The sequence below is a fragment of the Psychroserpens sp. BH13MA-6 genome (genome assembly GCF_052983595.1).
The window spans coordinates 179,285-196,983 of sequence record NZ_JBRJGE010000006.1; the positions used below are offsets into that span (position 1 = coordinate 179,285).

Sequence of the window (17,699 nt, forward strand, 5' to 3'; positions counted from 1 at the left end):
GTTTCAAATGTAACAATTATTAAAAATGTACCTAAAGTTTTAAGACTTTGATAACGTTAAAGTTTTACAAATCTTATCCCATTCCAATTATTTGAATAAGTCACTATGAATCAGCATAGGCAATACAAATCCCACTACTACGGCTGAGATCACCATGACCCAGTCTCTTTTAGAAAATCTAAAAATGGTTTGACACAGGAAGCTCAAAAACATAACAATAAAAACGACTACTAATTGACCAACTTCAATACCTAAGCCTATTTCCAACAGGGCAATGAATTTATTTTCTGAATTGCTAATCATCCCTTGAAAGTTGGAAAGAAATCCTAATCCGTGAATCAACCCGAAGAATAGCGTCACAAAAAACAACAAGCCGATGGTTTTTCCATGAGACTTTTTACCTGCCGTAAACACATTAAATAAAGCAACCACTAGAATCGTTAATGGAATCAAAAACTCTACAAGATTGACATTTACCTTAATGATGCCATAAGTGGTGAGTCCTAGAGACACACAATGACCTAAGGTAAATACGGTTACAAGAAAAAACACACGCTTCCAATCCTTAAATAAATAAGGGATGGCTAATACGATTAAAAAGAGGATATGGTCGTAGGCATTGAGGTGCAACACATGGAAGACACCATTTTGAAAATTTGACAGAAAATTGTCAATCATAGCAATTGTATTTGGGTTGAATCAAAGTTACGTTTTAAAATTGATTTTGAAAACAAAAAAGGCTCCAACATGTTTGTTGAAGCCTTTTGTACTCAAGGTGGGAATCGAACATTTAAACACGATTAGACCCAAATACATTCTATTAAACTATTAATCAGTATTTTATTGTTTATTAATGTTTATACAAATCTAATTAAATTGATTTAGATTGAGTATTTTTTGACTAAATAATGACTAAGTAATATATTTGTGCCATGGCAGCCACTAAATATTATCTTCAAAGTAAAAGGGATTCAGCACCCATTTATATCCGCTTCTCAAATGGAACAAAATTCAATATCAAAAGAAAAATTGGAGTAAACATTCACCCTAGCGACTGGAGCAAAAAAACAAATTACCCCATAAATAAGGATAAATTCACAAAGAGTCTTAAATCCAAATTATTAAAACTAGAAAGCTTCATACTGGAAGAGTTTAACGAAGACAATTCGTTAGGTAAAACAATCAATGGCCACTGGCTTGAAAACAAAATCAACCATTTCTTCAACAGAACAAACTTTAATAATCCTTTTGAAACTGTATTCGGAATCATAGAATATATTATTAAACATGCTCATACCAGAAAAAATGGTAAAGGCGCGATAGGCTTATCTTATAACAGGATAAAAGGCTATAAAAACCTTAGGGTAGTACTAGAAAAGTATAATGATGGTCAAGATATTTCAATCAAATCAATAGATAAAGACTACATTAATAGATTTACTCATTGGCTCCTTAATGAAGAAAATTATAAAATTAGTACTACAAACAAGAAAATAAGCGATCTAAAAGGAATTTGCTTTGAAGCTGAAAGTCATGGCATCTCAATTAACACTCAGTTGCGACATATTAAAGGACTTACAGAACAAAAAAATGAACAAGTCATAATCTTAAACCGTAAAGAATTAGAACAAATAAGTCTCACAGAAATTGAAAATAAGAGTCTATTAAACGTAAAAAAGTGGCTATTGCTTGGCTGCGAAATTGGGCAAAGATTAGATGATCTTCTTAATGTTACAGAAAACAATATCCATCCATCGAAACAAGGTAATTTTAGGATAATTAAAATTACTCAACAAAAAGGTCATAATACTGTACAAATACCATTGAATGATATCGCAGAAGAAGTAATTAAAGACGGTTTACCGTATAAAATATCAAAAGTAAACTTCAATAAATATGTGAAAAAGCTTTGTAAAGATTGTAATATAGATGAGAAAATTCAACATTTTAAGCTTGATCCAGAGACAAACAGAAAAAAGAAAAGTTTTTACAAAAAATATGAATTGATAACCGGACATACCTGCAGGCGTTCCTTCGCTTCTAATTACTATGGTTTAATGCCAAATTCATTGATAATGAAAGTTACGGGCCATGTTCAAGAAAGGACATTTTTAAAATATATTGGAAAATCTGATGAAGACTTCACCGATTTAATATTCAATGGAATGAATAAGGCTTTAAAAAAACACATGTACTAATGACTACAGAGAAACAATTAGAAAAATTAGAAAACTTAGGTATTCAAGCAAAAAACACCCTGTTTAAAATGCACTCTGTAAATACCTCTGATTTTTTAAGGCCTATCCAAGGAGACAGTCATAAACAAAATCAATATACTCTTGCAAATGAAGAAACATTAACTGCACAGAAAAATCAACTTCTTGATTTATTTGGTTATGGCAACTATACCTTTAAAAAGATTTCTGAAAATTTATTAAAAGAAATTGATGACGCCTTTTCATTAATGTTGAAGTTGGCGTATCAAGAAAAATACTATTATTTATTAGCAGAAAAAGAATTACACATTCAATATATAAAACCAGCCATAAATGAAAACATAATCCCTCATGAAGCTTATCACGAGAAGAACTATTTAGAGGATTTAAAAGCTCAACATAATAAATTATATGATCTTCTTATAAACAGAAATTTTGGATATTATTCGTATTATATTTTTGAAAATAAACGCATTTGGTACTATTTCTTTCTGAATGAAAAAAACAAGGATATTTTTAGTAAAAAATTTGTCAGCTATTCTGAGGCCATTTCAGATCTAAAGATGGCCTTTCCACCAAAATTAAAACTTAATTATACCTCTGAAGTAGTTGCTTTTGATAGTGAATTAAGTAATATGGAAAAATTAGCCTACCTAAATGAAAGTGGGATATTAAAATATTTAACGAAATTAAATAGTACAAATAAAGTTGCAAAGCTGTTGATGAAATTTGTTGATTTTAAAACTGCGAAGGTTGACACCGTAGAAAGATACATTAAGATTTGTCTTAATGAGCCTTACCATTACCAGTATCCTAAAAATATTGATAAAATCAATGAATATCTTCAAGAAATCAAATTTAGAAAGGAATAAATCAATCTAATAATATGGTAAGGGATTTTATCCTTAAATTATCCCTAACATCTTTGTACTCATAACAATAAAAAACAATAGTTATGAGTGAAGTAAAAATTATCCAGACCACACCTTCAGAACTTTCTTCTTTAATATCTAGTAGCGTCAAAAAAGAACTCGAAAACTTTAAACTAGAGCTGGACAAATCAAATTCTAGCGAAGATCTATTAACCAGGGAGGAAACTTGCAAACTACTTAGTATAAACCTTTCTACACTCTGGAGCTATACTAAAAAAGGAAAATTACCATCAAAAAAAATAGGTAATCGTGTATACTATTTAAAATCCGAAATATTGAACGCACTTAACGCTTAATTATTATTACAAGAAAATGAGTAAAAACAGTGTTAAAAATGATTTGTTCGATTATTCAAAAAAACAACTCAATGGCCATAATGAATTTAATTCATTGGCTGAAATTGATAACAACATATCTCAACTTATTATAGCCAATAAGCAAAAAGCCATTAATCTGTTTGAAGCGATCCTTTTATCTCTTCCTGAAGAGCTGCAAGAATTCATTAATCAAAACTTTAAGCATAAGAGAATACCGAAGGAGTTCATGTTTAGCTCCATCCTATTCGCTTATAGTAATGCAGCTGGACTAGCATTTTATACTCATGTCCTAAACTATACAAATTGGGCTAATCTATATTTTGCTATAATATCCGATAGAGGAGACACAAAATCCGAACCTATGAATATAGCCACGAAACCACTCAAAAAATATGATGATAAATTATATAATGAGTTCCGCTCGGAGAATCAAAAATTAAAAGAAAATTTCAGCAATAGCAATGTATTTCAACCTAAAAGAAAACAATTACTTCTTCAAAATGCAACGATTGAATCTGCAATTTTTAGTCACTATAACAACCCTTACTCAATTGGTGTATATATGGACGAACTTATGGGTCTAATTTCAAAAATGGCAGACAATAACAGTAATCAAGGCAGTGAGTGGAGAGTTTTCTTTTTACAAGGTAATACTAATTCCCACATCGATATTTCTCGTAAAACCACAGAAAGCTTCAGAATAGAAGAGTCTTACCCTACTTTGCTGGGCGCTATTCAAACACAATTCATTCCTAAACTTTTTTCAAATGGAAATTTAGAAAGCGGATTAATTGATCGAATATTGTTCACTAATAAACTAACTCAAAATAATGTTCTTTCAACAGAAGACTTAAGTCCAATGGTTTATGATAAATATAAAATTGGACTAATTAATTTGTTAGATGAAAGATTTAGACTTGAAAGAGCAAATGAAAAATTAAGAATTGCTTACACCAAGGATGCAAAAACAGAACTTTTTAAATACTCACAAGAATTAATTAATAGAAAAGAGAACTTAAACAGTATTTTAAAAGCGTATACTTCAAAAATGGAAATTAATATTCATAAAATGATTTTATTAATTCACCTAATTAAAAAATCACGAACATCAGCATTTACCGACCCAATCAATAAAGAAACAGTAAAACTATCTATTCTGATTATCGAGTTCTATTACACAAATTTCAAATTAATACTTGAGCAAAAACCAGAAAAAATAAACGAGGAAGAATTCAGAAAGGAACTAATTCTGAGAGCTCAAAAGAACAACTTAAATAACGCCCAAACCGCAGTAAAAGTGATTCTTGATTTAAGCAAAGGACAAATTTCTAAATTATTTAAAAAGTACAACTCATCATTGGAAACATGAAACCAGATTATAATAACAACCGAAACACTTGTTATATTTAAGTATCTAGAAGTTTCCAAGATTTTAAAATAGTTTCCTTGACTATCGTGTCAATTTCTAAATAGTTTAATTAAGGAAACTACCACCTGTTGGTAAAAGGCAGTAAACCCAACCATATTAAGGGTTTTCGAAATAATGTTTCGTGTTTCAGGTTTCCAATAAGCTTAAATAAACTACAAATGAAACGCATAAACCTTAATCTAAAATTTTCATCCAAGAGAAACCCTAATTTAATTACACCTTGTTGCGGCAAAAAAAACAGAGGATCTAGTGGCAGTTTAAAGTTCGTCAATTATATTGGTTTGCCTGAACAATTCGGTTTTTGTCACAGCTGCGGTAAAGCGACATTACCACCTCCCATATATGAAGATGAAATTGGCAATCAATTTACCTATAATGAAACTCTAGAAAAATACGACACACTAGTAACCAACTCCCCTTCAATTAAGTCGATATACTGTAACCGTAAAAACGATAAAGCGCAACAAAAATTTATTAAAGAAAATATTGCGATTGCATCAACAAAAATTGAACCTGAAAACAATTTACTCGTATACCTCCGTAAAACATACGGTAACGAAAAAACTGAAACTGTCAAAGAGGATTACTTGTTAGGCACTCACAGTGATGGAGCTACCATGTTTTGGGAAATAAACAAAGAGTTGCAAATACAAAAATGCAAACTATCTTATTATAAAAAGAACGGCCGTAGAACCGAGAGATTTAATCATATTTATACCAATAGTGAAGGTTATTACTCATGTCTATTTGGCGAACATCTTATTATTGATAGTCTAAAGGAAGTTCAAAAGTTGATATTGGTAGAAAGTGAAAAAACCGCAATTGTAGGTTCAATTTTATTGCCCAAATATACCTGGTTATCCTATGGAGGAAAAAATGGTTTAAACCAAAATAAATTCAATAGCTTAATTGGTCACGATGTTCTAATAATACCAGATATTGAAAATGATTCAGTCAATATCGTTAAAAAGAAAGTTTTCGATTTGAAAAAAATAGGTGTAAATGCAAAATTATGGGATATGACCAGAGGAAAATCCGATGAGGAATTACACCAAGCAGGTATCTACGGTTGTGACCTTGAAGATTTTTTTAGAAAATTAGTTCATTGAATCGGACTAATTTCAACTTTCGAATTTTATTTTGGATTTAAAAAATCAATAAGGCAAATTAATTGAATAAAAGGATCTTAAGTTAAATAATAAAAAGTAGTTCCTATTTCAAGATGACACGATAAATCGTGATGGTTATAATTAATGATTAATTCGAAACACCTTAAATTTTACGATTATAAGATAGATTCGCTTTAAAGTTTAAATTATGTCGATAACTGAGGAAAATTCAGATTATTCTGTCACATAAACCTCATTCATACCGTAAACTAACCGTACTTCAATACCGTAAATTGACCGTATGTTATTACCGTAAGTTTAATTAAAGATAATGTTTAAATAGTATTAAACATCAAGCAATTGACAAGCACATAGAACGCTACATATACGAGTTTAGCGCACGTATTAATACTCAAAACAACAGGTAGTGAGCGTTTTGAGTAGTTTTTGTGGATAGTGAAAGTGCTTTGAGTTATAAACGTTGTTGGTAACTGCATTTTACTATTCCTATTATGTCATAAATAATATTTAAGAAATTATTTTATCTTTCAGCCTAGATGAGATATGTTCTTTGACAAAAGCCAATTCGACTCCAAAAGGTTTCTTGATTCTGTCAAGTTTTCTGAACCCTTCTTTAAAGTTAGTATCTCCTAATTCAATGGTAGCAAAAGCAATTGTGGTTTCTCTTGAAATTAATTCGCCTTAGTCACTCACAGGAGTTATAAAGTTTTTTTTGAAGCCAAATGCTTTTTCATAAAACGCTAGCATCTCTTTGACGTTCTTCACATAAATTATTGTATATCCATATTTCATTTTAATTTTTTTTTTAATATCTCACATCAACATTAAAACCAATGCCCATACCGCTGTGTTTTTGGAATTTTCCCTGACTTGATTTTTTGTGTAACGTGCCACTGTTGAACATTCCTAGTGAAAAAAATATGGCATCGTCCTTACTTTTGTCCCCTTTGTTTTCTATCCATTCAAGTGTTATAATGACATCTTCAGTAAGAACAATATCGTAAGGCTTTAGGTCTACGGTAATATTTCCAACATCTTTAGGTGTAATTGATACGAATATATTTTGGTTTAAAATATTTTCTTTTGGTTTATTGTTTTCCACACTGTAAAAATTTATCCTAAACGTTGATTTGGCATTTAGCTTATTGTAAGTAACGTTAAAGTTAAAAGCGTCGACTAGTGTTGGCTTTTTTCGGATATTGATTTTCACACCCATTTCAGTGCCAAGTTGGTCATAATAATATCCCGTACTCATAAATTTTGATTTGGTCTTGTTACCAAGGTTTTTTCTTTTATACGTCTTGGCAGTAATGACCACTTTGTCTAATTCGCTTATGAGTTCTTCCAATTGAACTATTACCGGCTGGGATTTTAATGCTAACTCTTTTGCCAATATCTCAATTGGTTTATAGCCGATAGACGAAATCCTCAACGTGTCATTTTCATATTGTTTTATTATATCGAGAGAGAATTCCCCATTCTTATCCGTAACAGTTCCAATTTCTCGATTTAGAAATCCAATGTTTACATAGGATAATGGTTCATTATTTTTACTATCGAGAATAATACCTGTCACTTTTCTGTCTATGGTAGTTTGTTTCGAAATGTTATAAGGCATCAAGCTTGTTCTGCTTGATGTGGTTATGATTTTCCACACCCCTTGAAATTCATCTTTATCTTTTAGGGATTTGTTGAAAAAAGCTAAAGTTAATTTTTCAATATCAGAATAGGTTTGGATTGCCCCTGCCGAAGCCTCCAATATTGAAGGTATGCAAGAAAAATCAATGTGCTGACTATTCTTGAAACATAAATAGTATTTTTCAGTATCCAATTCTTGGAAGTAATCATACTTTCTTGATGGTTCAAACTCATTGAGCTTATCTCCACTTTCTAAATAAAGGTATTTGAAGTCACTATTTTTTGGATTCAATAATTTGGAATCATAAATTTCGCGAATGAATTGATCATTTTCATCGTCTTCACCAAAATAATGGGTTTCTGTTCCGTCAAATGAGACGAAAGCCTTTGTGTTTGGATTTCTTTTTAAGAAAGTAGCCGAGCTCATTCCGCCCCAACTATAACCAATAAGACCTAAGTTAGTAAAATCAGCATTGAAGACGTTTTTTTCTTTAAGATACCGAATTGCAAACTCTGCATCGTAAACTTGTTCGAGCATATCTTCTTTTTGGTTGGTCATTTCACCTGGATAACGACCTACTGACCATATGGAAACAACCAAAAAGCCATTTTGAGCTAGTTTTTCCAGAATTTTATAGTTTTCAAATCCCATACCATTAAAACCAGCAAAATAAATCACAATTGGGTGTTTCTTTTTAATAGGATCAAGTTTTAAAAAACTATTAGTTTCTATATCGAGTAACTTTTGACTGTCCGTTCCCAAACCCAATTCAGCAAAGTAAAACTGAGCTAGTTCTTGAGTAATGCCAGAATAATCTTGATCATCTTGATAGTTATTGGCGCGTTGTTCAAAAAGACCGAACAAATCGCCGAATTTTAAAGCTTTTTCATTGTTTTGAGTCGATGGATACCAAACATCTAAATCTACTGGACGGTAATGAAGTTCGTTATCTTGTTTTGTGTCTGGTTTGTAAATTCTAGTACTATCTTTAAGTTGAAAATACTTAAATCCTGCATTATAGTCTTGTCCTGATGTAATCTCATAAAGAAAAAACGTTATTACAATGGACAATAAAACTTTATTACTGAATAAACTCATTTGTTATTTTTGTTTATCAATCAAGAATCTACCTTCTCAAGAATTTTATTTGAAATTTCATTGCCTTTAGCATCGATTGTAATAAACCAAACATTGGTGGTACAGGTTCTGTTAAATACATCAGAGTTTGAGGAACATTTTTGAATGGTACCTTTAATGATATACCCAGCTTTGGTTTTTTCTGCAGAGTAACCATATTCATTGTAAAAATCACCATACGTATGTTGCCAAATTTTGTTTCCTTGTTTATCCGTTTTTATGACAAATACATCGTAATTACCGTTTCCGTAGGAACTTGTTGATCCTATGATTAAGTATCCATCTTCAATCTCTAAAATAGAGCTGGCTTTGTCATAACTTTTTCCACCAAACTGTTTCGACCAAATCTCATTGCCCGTAGGATAGTTCTTTGTTAGTAATATGCTTGAGGCGTCACCATTTTTAGAACCAATGGTAGTCACTTGTATAGAACCATTTTCTGTTTCTATTTTTGGCTGAAAGAATAGCTTGGTTTTCTTTATGAATTTATTGTTCAATACACGATTGGTGGTCAACAAAATCGCAGTAACGCGGTCAAATACATCTCTTTCGACATGCAATCTATAGTCAGAAACTAATAAATCATTTTTAGTAAGTGGTTCAACTTCTTTTTCGTTTTTCCATCCTTTCATTTTAAACCGTAATTTATTAGCACCATTTAGTTGAATTGAAAAAGAGGTCTCTAGTTCTTCACTGTAATAATCACCTTCAAAAGCTTCGAGGTGTTCAATTTTAGGATTGAAATCTGCTATTTTTTGATAGGTTCTCGTCTTGGAATTTGGACAGAAAACAGTTAGTGAATCATCAATGTCTTTATTGACCTTGAACCCAATCTTGGTTGAAGTGTTGCTGGCAATTGCGTACAAGTTATCTTTTTCACGACTTAACTCTATGGGCTGATTGTTGTCCATTTGCCAATAGATTTTCCCTTCCTTTAATTGAATACGAATGATAATTTCGTCAGGTGAACGATATTGACCAACGATGCTTTCTATTGAAGCTTGTTCTTGAAAAGATTTAATACTTTCATCATACACTATTTCAGATTCTTTTTTTGGCAAGAAGACCTGTGCTATCTCGTCTGCAATAAATCCGCTCCAAAGCCTACTATTAGAGCTCATCACAAAAACACTCAAGTTTTGTTCTGGAAACCGTACAATTTGGGAATGGTAAGATCCTGTAGAACCCGAATGATGCACCGCTTTGTAATTTAATCTATCCTCTAGCTCTAGACCAAATCCATAGGTGTTTATTTCGCTATTCGGAATAGGCTTTTGGCTCTCGATTAGCAAACGATTATGAGAAACAGGTGCCTTTTGAATAGCTTGCTCAAAATGTAACTGGTCTTTTAAAGTAGTGTATAGAAATCCATCACCATAAAGATTGGTCAACATAGGATATTCTTTCCACACCCCATCTCCCCAATCTGAGTATGGAAGTACTACATTTGGAATAACTTCCATGTAGCTCTTTGAAAACGACGTATTCTCCATACCTAAATTCTTGAAGAAGTTTTTTGAGTAGCTATAAAAGTCTTCTCCTGTGACCTTGGCAATTATTTTAGTAAGTATGGTATATCCTGAATTACTGTACATATGCTTACTTCCTGGCTCAAACGCTAAATCTTGTTGCTTTTCAAGAAGTTCCATTACATCATCATTATCCATTCCCACCTGTTTCCACCATGGTTTTTGTTGAATACTCATTAAATCGGAATAATCGCGAATACCGCTCGTGTGATTTAGTAAATGCCTAATCCTGATTCTTTCCTTGACATCTGGATATAGTTTTGGTACGTAAGTTCGGATATCATCTTCTAAACTTATCCTTCCCTTTAGGGCTAAATCTAAAATCATTAAGGCGGTGAATTGTTTGGCCACCGAAGCGATGTTAGAACGAGACTCGGTAGAAGCCTTTACATTATTCTGTAAATTAGCTAGCCCCTTATAACCTTCATATATAAATTCACCATCTTTTAAAACACCAACGAATAGAGCCGGATCATCCTCTGACAGTTTACTATTGAATAGAGAATCTATAATTTGAATTGGTTCTTGCCCATTAGACATGATGGGAATAAGTAAAATAGAAATAAGAAGTATTTTTTTCATAACTGAATTTATATAAGACAAAACAAATACTAATTACTCCGCCAATCGCTTCAAATTATGATTTGACACCATTTTTTGCGATAAAGTTTTTTGGGGTAAGGGATGTTTTCTTCTTAAAAGCTCTATTAAATGTAGACTTAGAATTAAACCCGCTTTCTAATGCGATGGCAAGAAGTGTTTTTGAATCCAATTCACCATCACGAATCTTTGTGATTATCACGTCTACTCTTTGGGCATTGATAAAGTCGTTAAAGTTCATATCAAACCCTTTATTGATAACCTTGGATATTACGTTTTTGTTTGTTCGCAAAGCTGATGCAACATCGGTCAATGTTAGGTTTGGATTTGTATAAACGTCTTCAAGTCCGACGTAGTTACCAACCTTAGTTTTCCATTCTTCAAAATTTGCTATTTCGGTTTCGGTTTGTAATGAATTCTCTTGATTTGAAACTACCTCATTTGTTCCAGATATCTTTTTTGCAGAAGAATCCCTAAACACAATATCGAGAGAAAAAGGTACACTTACGGTATTGAAATACCCGCTGACCGCAATGTAAAAGAACAATAAAGAAAAGCAGAGATAATACCAAAATTTACTACCGAAATTCCACCATTCCGGATTAAGTATAAAAAACAATACCCTGAGAATTAAGATAAATGAGAAAGCGATCAAAAAATGTATGACCCATTTAAAAAGTACGCTTTCGGCAAAACTTACTTCTTGATACGCTAAATTTTTATAAAGAAGATAGTAGCGCAGACTGAGGAAAAGGTAGTACAACATCGATATTAAACCTGCTATCTGGTACCAATGGGAAAGATCCTTGTCTTTACCATCGGCATAAAAGTAATATTCGGAAAAAATGAATTTATCTGAAACAAAGACCACAATGCTATAAACCATATACAGTATAGATGGCAGAAAATGTAGGACGTCTCTTTTCTCAATTCTGAATGACTTGTTCAAAAGACTTTGGACGTAAAAGTAAATGATAGGCCCAATCAGAAATAGTTGCTGCAAAGGAATGAAAAACAGAATTTCACGATATAATTTTTTAGAGTACCAACCAGCATATCCAAACAGGAATGGGCTAATGTAAAGGGTACTTAAGAGTACAAACCATCCCAACCATTTACTCGAATTGTGACTATGGGTAATAGCCCTTTTGAATAATAGGTAAGAAAAAACGATTCCATTGAAAAAGAAAATAAGAAGTAGTGAGCTTTTATCATTAAAGTCAAAGAAAATTTTATGACTGAAAAATATATTAAAATTCATTTGTGTTTTATTCAGGACTGGGCAAGCTTAAGTACAACATGTTCGTGTATGATTTGTTACGTAAAATGGAGAGACTCATTTTTCGTCATTGACTAAAGATAATTAATAAGATTGAATTTCCGACAGTAAATTCAATCGCAATGAATTATACTCGGTGTTGGAGTTAGTAGTTACTTCCGTTGATGTTCAGTCATACCACCCATTACTTTTTCCATTATTCTTACTTTACCCCATCTTGGAACGGTTCTCAGGGAATAAACCAAAACTTTAGTCAATAACCCTGGCAAAACGGTGGTCTTTCGCCCTAATGCTTTTAATATGGGAGCACCTACTTGTGATGGCTTGAGCGACATAGACATCTTCATATTTGCTCGTTTGCTAAAACCACTCTCAACTGGTCCAGGTGCTGCCGCTAAAACATCAACTCCCTTTGGTTTTAATTCAATAGCTAATCCTTCTGCTAATGTTTGCACATAGGCTTTTGTTGCGGCATAATTTGCAGAATACGGTGTACCTTGAAAAGCTACCATAGAACTCATTAAAATAATACCACCACGTTTTTGCTGGGCAAATTGCTGACTGTAATAGTGGGTTAATGAAAGTAAGGCCTCACAATTAACCCGTAGCATATTGATTTCGATTTGTAGCGAACTGTCAATAAAATTACCGGAAGTGCCATAACCTGCCGAAGCAACAAAAAGTCCGATATTCAAACCTTTTGTGGCTTCAATAATTTGGTCAATGCCTTTCACGGCTGATACATCAACGTTGACAATTTTTATTTCAATATCTGCAATCGATTTTAAAATGGATTCCACTTCTTGTAACCTTTCCAAACTTCTTGAAATAATCACAAGATTAAACCCTGCGATTGCTAATTGTGTGGCTAACTCTAAGCCAATACCTGATGAAGCACCTGTAATAATAGCCCATTCACCATAGTGGGTTTTTAGTCTTATTTTTTCTTTATTTGATAATTTCATTTTTTTCTTGTTTTGATGTGAATAATGGTTTACCCTGTAAAGCTTGAACAAGTGATGCAATTGCAAGCAGTCCGTATAAAAAAGATATTAAAATGGTGGCCTTTGTATTTTTTATAAGGTAGTATGAAAGAATCGGCAATAGTTGTAAAGCGTGCATTCCGATAAAGTGCGAAACTCTTAAATCGCCTGCTGTTTTGCTCCAACCCACTATAAACCAATTTGAATTGTCGTTGAGAGCACCAACCGTATGACTCAAGTTTGAACCCATTACAAAGCCTTCAAAGGAAAAAATGACAAAAATTGAAATACCCAATCGAATAGCCCAAACATAATGATTTGGCAAATCTGGAAATGAATTGGTTAAAAACAAAAAGCCAACATACGCTGTATATAGGGTAACTAATGTAGCTGCTAATGCCATTAATGAAAACATTGCAGCATAAAAAGGCGAACTCAAATTGTAATGAGAAATCTGTCCTTTCCCTGCCATAATAGCGATATACACAATTTCGAAACCTAATAGTAAAATCACAGACCAGCTAAAAAACTGAGTATTAAAATTTGATAAGTAATGACAATACCATGCCATTGCCCACGCAAATAAAAAGGTTGAAAAAGCAAATTTGAAGGGTTTATACCAAGCATTTACGCCATATACTTGTGTAGAAGTAGTTTTGGTCAAAATAAGAAAGATTACTGCGAATACAAGGCATAGTAAACCATAATAGAATAGGGTTTCATTTCTTATTTTTAGTTCTTCAAAGAATGTTATCATTTATCAATAGAATTAGTAGTTTCAATGTTCAGGATGTCTCTTATAATTTTTAAGTGATGCTCGGTATGAATTTTTAGAAAGCGTTTTGCATCCTCTCTGTTCAAATAGCCTGCTGATGGATGTTTGATATAACTATACTCATTTAGGGCATCAAACTTTTGTAAGACTTCTTCAGCTAGCTCGTAGTTCTTTAAAATTCTATGAACTGTAATTTTACCTTGTGGTTGCACAACTTGCGGTGCCTTTGCTTTACCTCTGGGTATTTTGTTTCCAGAAAACATCAATATTCGGGTTAAGTTTGGCCGTTTTTTGAATGTTTTTGGATTTGAGGATTCCATGTTTAGATAGATTTCATTAATTGTCAAAAGTATATGCTCCAAATGCCAGCCTACCTTAACCGTTGAAATGGATTCATTGATTATACTCTCCTCCGTAATATAGGTTTTCAATTCATTCATTTCATTTGATAAAAAAGAAGAATACATCCCGATAGCCATTTTTTTTGATGAGCAACTATTCAAGGCAATAATAAAAACTAAAAGGACTGTCTTTTTCATAAACATTAAAATTGAAAACGATAGCCAACATCAGGAAAAAAACCAATCTGATTTATCTGGTCAACCTGATTCGTGAGTCGATTGTACCTTTGAACAAATACGTTTTCTCTGTTGGTGACATTTTGTAAATCGAAATAGAATTGGTGTGATTGCTTTTTGTTCACTACGTTTAATTTGAAACCAAATTTCACATCCCATCTTAAATAGTCCTCATATTGTTGACTAAATGCTAACGCTTCCTTTAAAATCTCAAAGCCTGCATTTTGTGAAGCTTCCAAATCTATGGGTGTAAAATATCTTCCTCCTGCTACAGAAAAACGAGTATCAATGAATAAGACATTCTGCTTCTCTTTTCCTATTTTAAATTCCCTACCCGCTAATAGATTTGCAACATAACCATTATTAAAAGGTGAATTGCGTTCAATACCATCGCTACCTTTATACTTGCTTTCAAAAATTGAAGTGGTGATTAAACCATAATAGCCATCACTAAAAAACTTTTCGAAAGTTAACTCAATACCTTGATTATATCCTGTTCCATCATTAACTAAGGAAACTCTATCATTGTCAAAAACAAAATCGGCACCTTCTGTAAGAGAAGAATAACTTGACGAAAAAGGTTCTACCGCTGCATTCGATATATTTTGGTAATAAACTTCTAATTTGGCTCTCCAATTTTTTGCTAACCTTAGATCATAACCTACAACAAAATGACGACTCTTTACAAATTCTAAATCTGTATTGCTTGGCACTAATTGACCGTTAATTTCTTCATTTAAAAATAAAATTGGTAATGGCACCAATTGATGATGTAGGCCGTAACCCAAACTTAAGGTATGGTTATTAGCTATTTTATATTGCATTCCTGCTCTTGGTTCTATAACCAATTGCTTATTTAAAGTACTATATTGTGCGTGAAGACCACCATTTAATGTCAGCTTTTCGTTGAGCCTAAATTGCGATTGAATATATGGTTGTATGATGCTAAGATTTTTATCAATATCTCGAAATGTAAACACATCAGGATCTCCGTCACCATCTAAGTCAGGTTGCTCCGTTCGGTCCCTTAATAGCGCTTCAATATTAAATTTTTCGAATAAAACACCTGTACGAATGGTAGTCTTTTTATTCAATTTAGAATTTAGAAAGGTTGAAAAGGACCATCTGTTTTCAGCATTATCATTTTCTGTATAAAGTATGATCCGCTCATTTTCCTGATTTTTGTTTATGTATCTGTTTGAAATAATTGCATCGGTAGTAAACGACGTACTTACAACACTTTGGAAGTAGGAGTTATCATTGAGCCTTATTTTATGCTTCAAACCAATGACACCAAAGGCAGATTCTACATATAAATCCTCGTCCTCAGCTGCAAAAAGGTCATCTTCATCAATATCATCTCCAAGGAAATCGATATCAGAATCTCCTAAAATGCCAAAGATTGAAAGGTTACCTACTTTGGAAGATCCAAAATCTACATTAAATGACAAATCCGCATAGTTTGGTGTAGCTGTGGTACCACCAGCACCAGCACCAATAAGTCCGATTAATGAATATCGTGCACCGATGATAAATGAGCCGTTGTTTTTTCCTATAGGACCTTCCGCCAAAGCTTCAACGCCTGTAAAAGCTCCTAGTTGTAATGTGAATTCATATGCATCTTTATTACCATTCCTAAACCCTAAGTCAAAAACACCACCTAGAGCATTACCATATTCGGCAGGAAAAGCAGAACTTAGAAAATCAGAATTTTTTAAAATATTCGGATTTACTGCGCTAACTGCACCACCAGTAGTTCCAGCAGAAGTGAAGTGATTTGGATTTGGAATTGGCACACCTTCTAATCGGTATAATAAGCCCGTTGGTGAATTACCTCTTACCACAATATCATTCCTGCTATCATCTGGCGAGGACACTCCAGCAAAGTTTGAAGCTAATCTTCCAATATCGCTTCTTCCCCCAGAAAAGCGTTGAACTTCTTCAATTCCAAATTGTCTTGCAGAAACTGTAGATAAAGTATTAATTGGTTTGTCTTTGGGTCTTTCGGAAGTTATGATCACCTCGTCAAGTGCACCAAATGATTCTATAAGTTTAAAATCGGCAATTGCATCTTTCCCTGCTGTAACAATAATATTCGGGGTTGTAATGGACTCATAACCCAGATAGGATATTCTGATGGTTTGTCTGCCCAATGGTACGTTTGTTAAAAAATAGTAGCCATTACTATCCGTAATAGTTCCAGTAGGTGTTTGTTGATTAAGGAGTTCGACGGTAACGCCTATTAGAGGCAGATCAGATTGTTGGTCAACAATCTCACCTTTTATTACACCACTTTGTGCACTTGCATATAGTGTAAGTAAGGTTGTTAATACTAAAATTGCATGTTTCATAAGTTCCCAATTTGCCAATTACAAATTATTTTAATTATGAATGCAAAGTTGTTTAATTGTAGGGCGCTAAACGATAACATATGTTTAGACTTTGATGCTCAATTGCTATTAAACTTCTTTCTTCAACCGGCTTAAATGAACTGGTGTAATTCCTAAATAGGAAGCAATCATATGCTGTGGAACACGATTGTGTATGTTTGGAAAAACATTTTTGATATTGTCATAGCGCTGCTTTGGTGTTCTGGAATAGGTGTTTTTAATACGGTTATCTTGATAGATAAAATAGTATTCAGCGATGAGCCGTCCCATTTTGTCACCTTCTTTCAAGTTTTTGTAACCCCACTCAATAGATGCTCGAGGCAAAACCACAACCTCCGTTTCTTCGAGGGCTTGTAAAGTATAAAATGATGGCTGTTTTTGCATAAAATTGGAATAGTCTGAAATAAATTGATTTTCCAAAGCAAAATGAACTGTGTGTTCTGTTCCTTGATTATCAGTAATTACAACTCTAATTAATCCTCTATTGATAAAAAAAATATCATTAGGAATAGCATTAGGTTGACTTATGATTTCTTGTCGTTTAAAAGTTTTGATAACAGATTGGTCAAGAAAGTCGTTGAGTTCGTCCTCCGAAATAGAAATCATTTGCTTTATTATTTGTTTAATCTGTTCCATTTATTTCTGCCAAGTCAATTTATTGAGTGCTATTGTATCATTACCAACGATCTCGGCTCGGATTTGTCGCGTTCTTTTCTTTGGTACCTTTCACATTGCAATATATTGCAATGAAATGAAAACAGTTCA

Annotated in this window: 15 protein-coding genes; 5 read left to right on the forward strand and 10 right to left on the reverse strand. The window is 32.8% G+C overall.

All coding sequences use genetic code 11. The features are described from left to right. Window positions 1-87 precede the first annotated feature (87 nt). Window positions 88-678 (reverse strand): HupE/UreJ family protein, encoded by a 591-nt coding sequence (locus tag ACU8DI_RS12990; protein WP_447113213.1) that lies wholly within the window; start codon window positions 676-678, stop codon window positions 88-90. Between the two features lie 254 nt (window positions 679-932). Here ACU8DI_RS12990 and ACU8DI_RS12995 point away from each other — a divergent pair, with 254 nt between their 5' ends. The 5 genes from ACU8DI_RS12995 (at window position 933) to ACU8DI_RS13015 (ending at window position 6,003) form a co-directional block, all read left to right on the forward strand. Continuing rightward, window positions 933-2,198, forward strand: coding sequence for a tyrosine-type recombinase/integrase (locus ACU8DI_RS12995; protein WP_447113214.1), 1,266 nt, complete (start codon window positions 933-935; stop codon window positions 2,196-2,198). Continuing rightward, on the forward strand, window positions 2,198-3,088 hold the full coding sequence (locus tag ACU8DI_RS13000; protein WP_447113215.1) for a hypothetical protein: 891 nt from the start codon (window positions 2,198-2,200) through the stop codon (window positions 3,086-3,088). The genes ACU8DI_RS12995 and ACU8DI_RS13000 overlap by 1 nt, the downstream gene beginning before the upstream one ends. Before the next feature lie 83 nt (window positions 3,089-3,171). Next, on the forward strand, window positions 3,172-3,444 hold the full coding sequence (locus tag ACU8DI_RS13005) for a helix-turn-helix transcriptional regulator (protein ID WP_447113216.1): 273 nt from the start codon (window positions 3,172-3,174) through the stop codon (window positions 3,442-3,444). 16 nt (window positions 3,445-3,460) lie between these two features. Continuing rightward, window positions 3,461-4,834, forward strand: a complete 1,374-nt coding sequence (locus ACU8DI_RS13010) for a DUF3987 domain-containing protein (protein ID WP_447113217.1) — start codon at window positions 3,461-3,463, stop codon at window positions 4,832-4,834. A gap of 218 nt (window positions 4,835-5,052) precedes the next feature. Continuing rightward, window positions 5,053-6,003: a DUF6371 domain-containing protein gene (locus ACU8DI_RS13015; protein WP_447113218.1), complete on the forward strand. Its 951-nt coding sequence runs from the start codon at window positions 5,053-5,055 to the stop codon at window positions 6,001-6,003. Between the two features lie 702 nt (window positions 6,004-6,705). Here ACU8DI_RS13015 and ACU8DI_RS13020 read toward each other — a convergent pair. From ACU8DI_RS13020 to ACU8DI_RS13060, 9 genes are all read right to left on the reverse strand, one after another. Continuing rightward, window positions 6,706-6,816, reverse strand: a complete 111-nt coding sequence (locus ACU8DI_RS13020; RefSeq protein ID WP_447113219.1) for a VOC family protein — start codon at window positions 6,814-6,816, stop codon at window positions 6,706-6,708. 13 nt (window positions 6,817-6,829) lie between these two features. Next, the gene (locus ACU8DI_RS13025; RefSeq protein WP_447113220.1) at window positions 6,830-8,761 is read right to left on the reverse strand and encodes a carboxypeptidase-like regulatory domain-containing protein; all 1,932 of its coding nucleotides are present in this window, start codon (window positions 8,759-8,761) and stop codon (window positions 6,830-6,832) included. 20 nt (window positions 8,762-8,781) lie between these two features. Next, window positions 8,782-10,911, reverse strand: coding sequence for a serine hydrolase domain-containing protein (locus ACU8DI_RS13030; protein WP_447113221.1), 2,130 nt, complete (start codon window positions 10,909-10,911; stop codon window positions 8,782-8,784). Window positions 10,912-10,966: 55 nt separating this feature from the next. After that, complete coding sequence (locus ACU8DI_RS13035) at window positions 10,967-12,190, reverse strand: helix-turn-helix domain-containing protein (RefSeq protein ID WP_447113222.1); 1,224 nt, start codon at window positions 12,188-12,190, stop codon at window positions 10,967-10,969. Between the two features lie 170 nt (window positions 12,191-12,360). Then, entirely contained in the window at window positions 12,361-13,173 is an 813-nt protein-coding gene (locus ACU8DI_RS13040; RefSeq protein WP_447113223.1) for an SDR family NAD(P)-dependent oxidoreductase, read from the reverse strand. Continuing rightward, on the reverse strand, window positions 13,157-13,948 hold the full coding sequence (locus tag ACU8DI_RS13045; protein WP_447113224.1) for a hypothetical protein: 792 nt from the start codon (window positions 13,946-13,948) through the stop codon (window positions 13,157-13,159). Before ACU8DI_RS13045 ends, ACU8DI_RS13040 begins: the two co-directional genes overlap by 17 nt. Then, window positions 13,945-14,505, reverse strand: coding sequence for a hypothetical protein (locus tag ACU8DI_RS13050; RefSeq protein WP_447113225.1), 561 nt, complete (start codon window positions 14,503-14,505; stop codon window positions 13,945-13,947). The genes ACU8DI_RS13045 and ACU8DI_RS13050 overlap by 4 nt, the downstream gene beginning before the upstream one ends. A gap of 5 nt (window positions 14,506-14,510) precedes the next feature. After that, window positions 14,511-16,895: a TonB-dependent receptor gene (locus tag ACU8DI_RS13055; RefSeq protein ID WP_447113226.1), complete on the reverse strand. Its 2,385-nt coding sequence runs from the start codon at window positions 16,893-16,895 to the stop codon at window positions 14,511-14,513. A gap of 108 nt (window positions 16,896-17,003) precedes the next feature. Continuing rightward, the gene (locus tag ACU8DI_RS13060) at window positions 17,004-17,570 is read right to left on the reverse strand and encodes a Crp/Fnr family transcriptional regulator (RefSeq protein ID WP_447113227.1); all 567 of its coding nucleotides are present in this window, start codon (window positions 17,568-17,570) and stop codon (window positions 17,004-17,006) included. Window positions 17,571-17,699 lie beyond the last annotated feature (129 nt).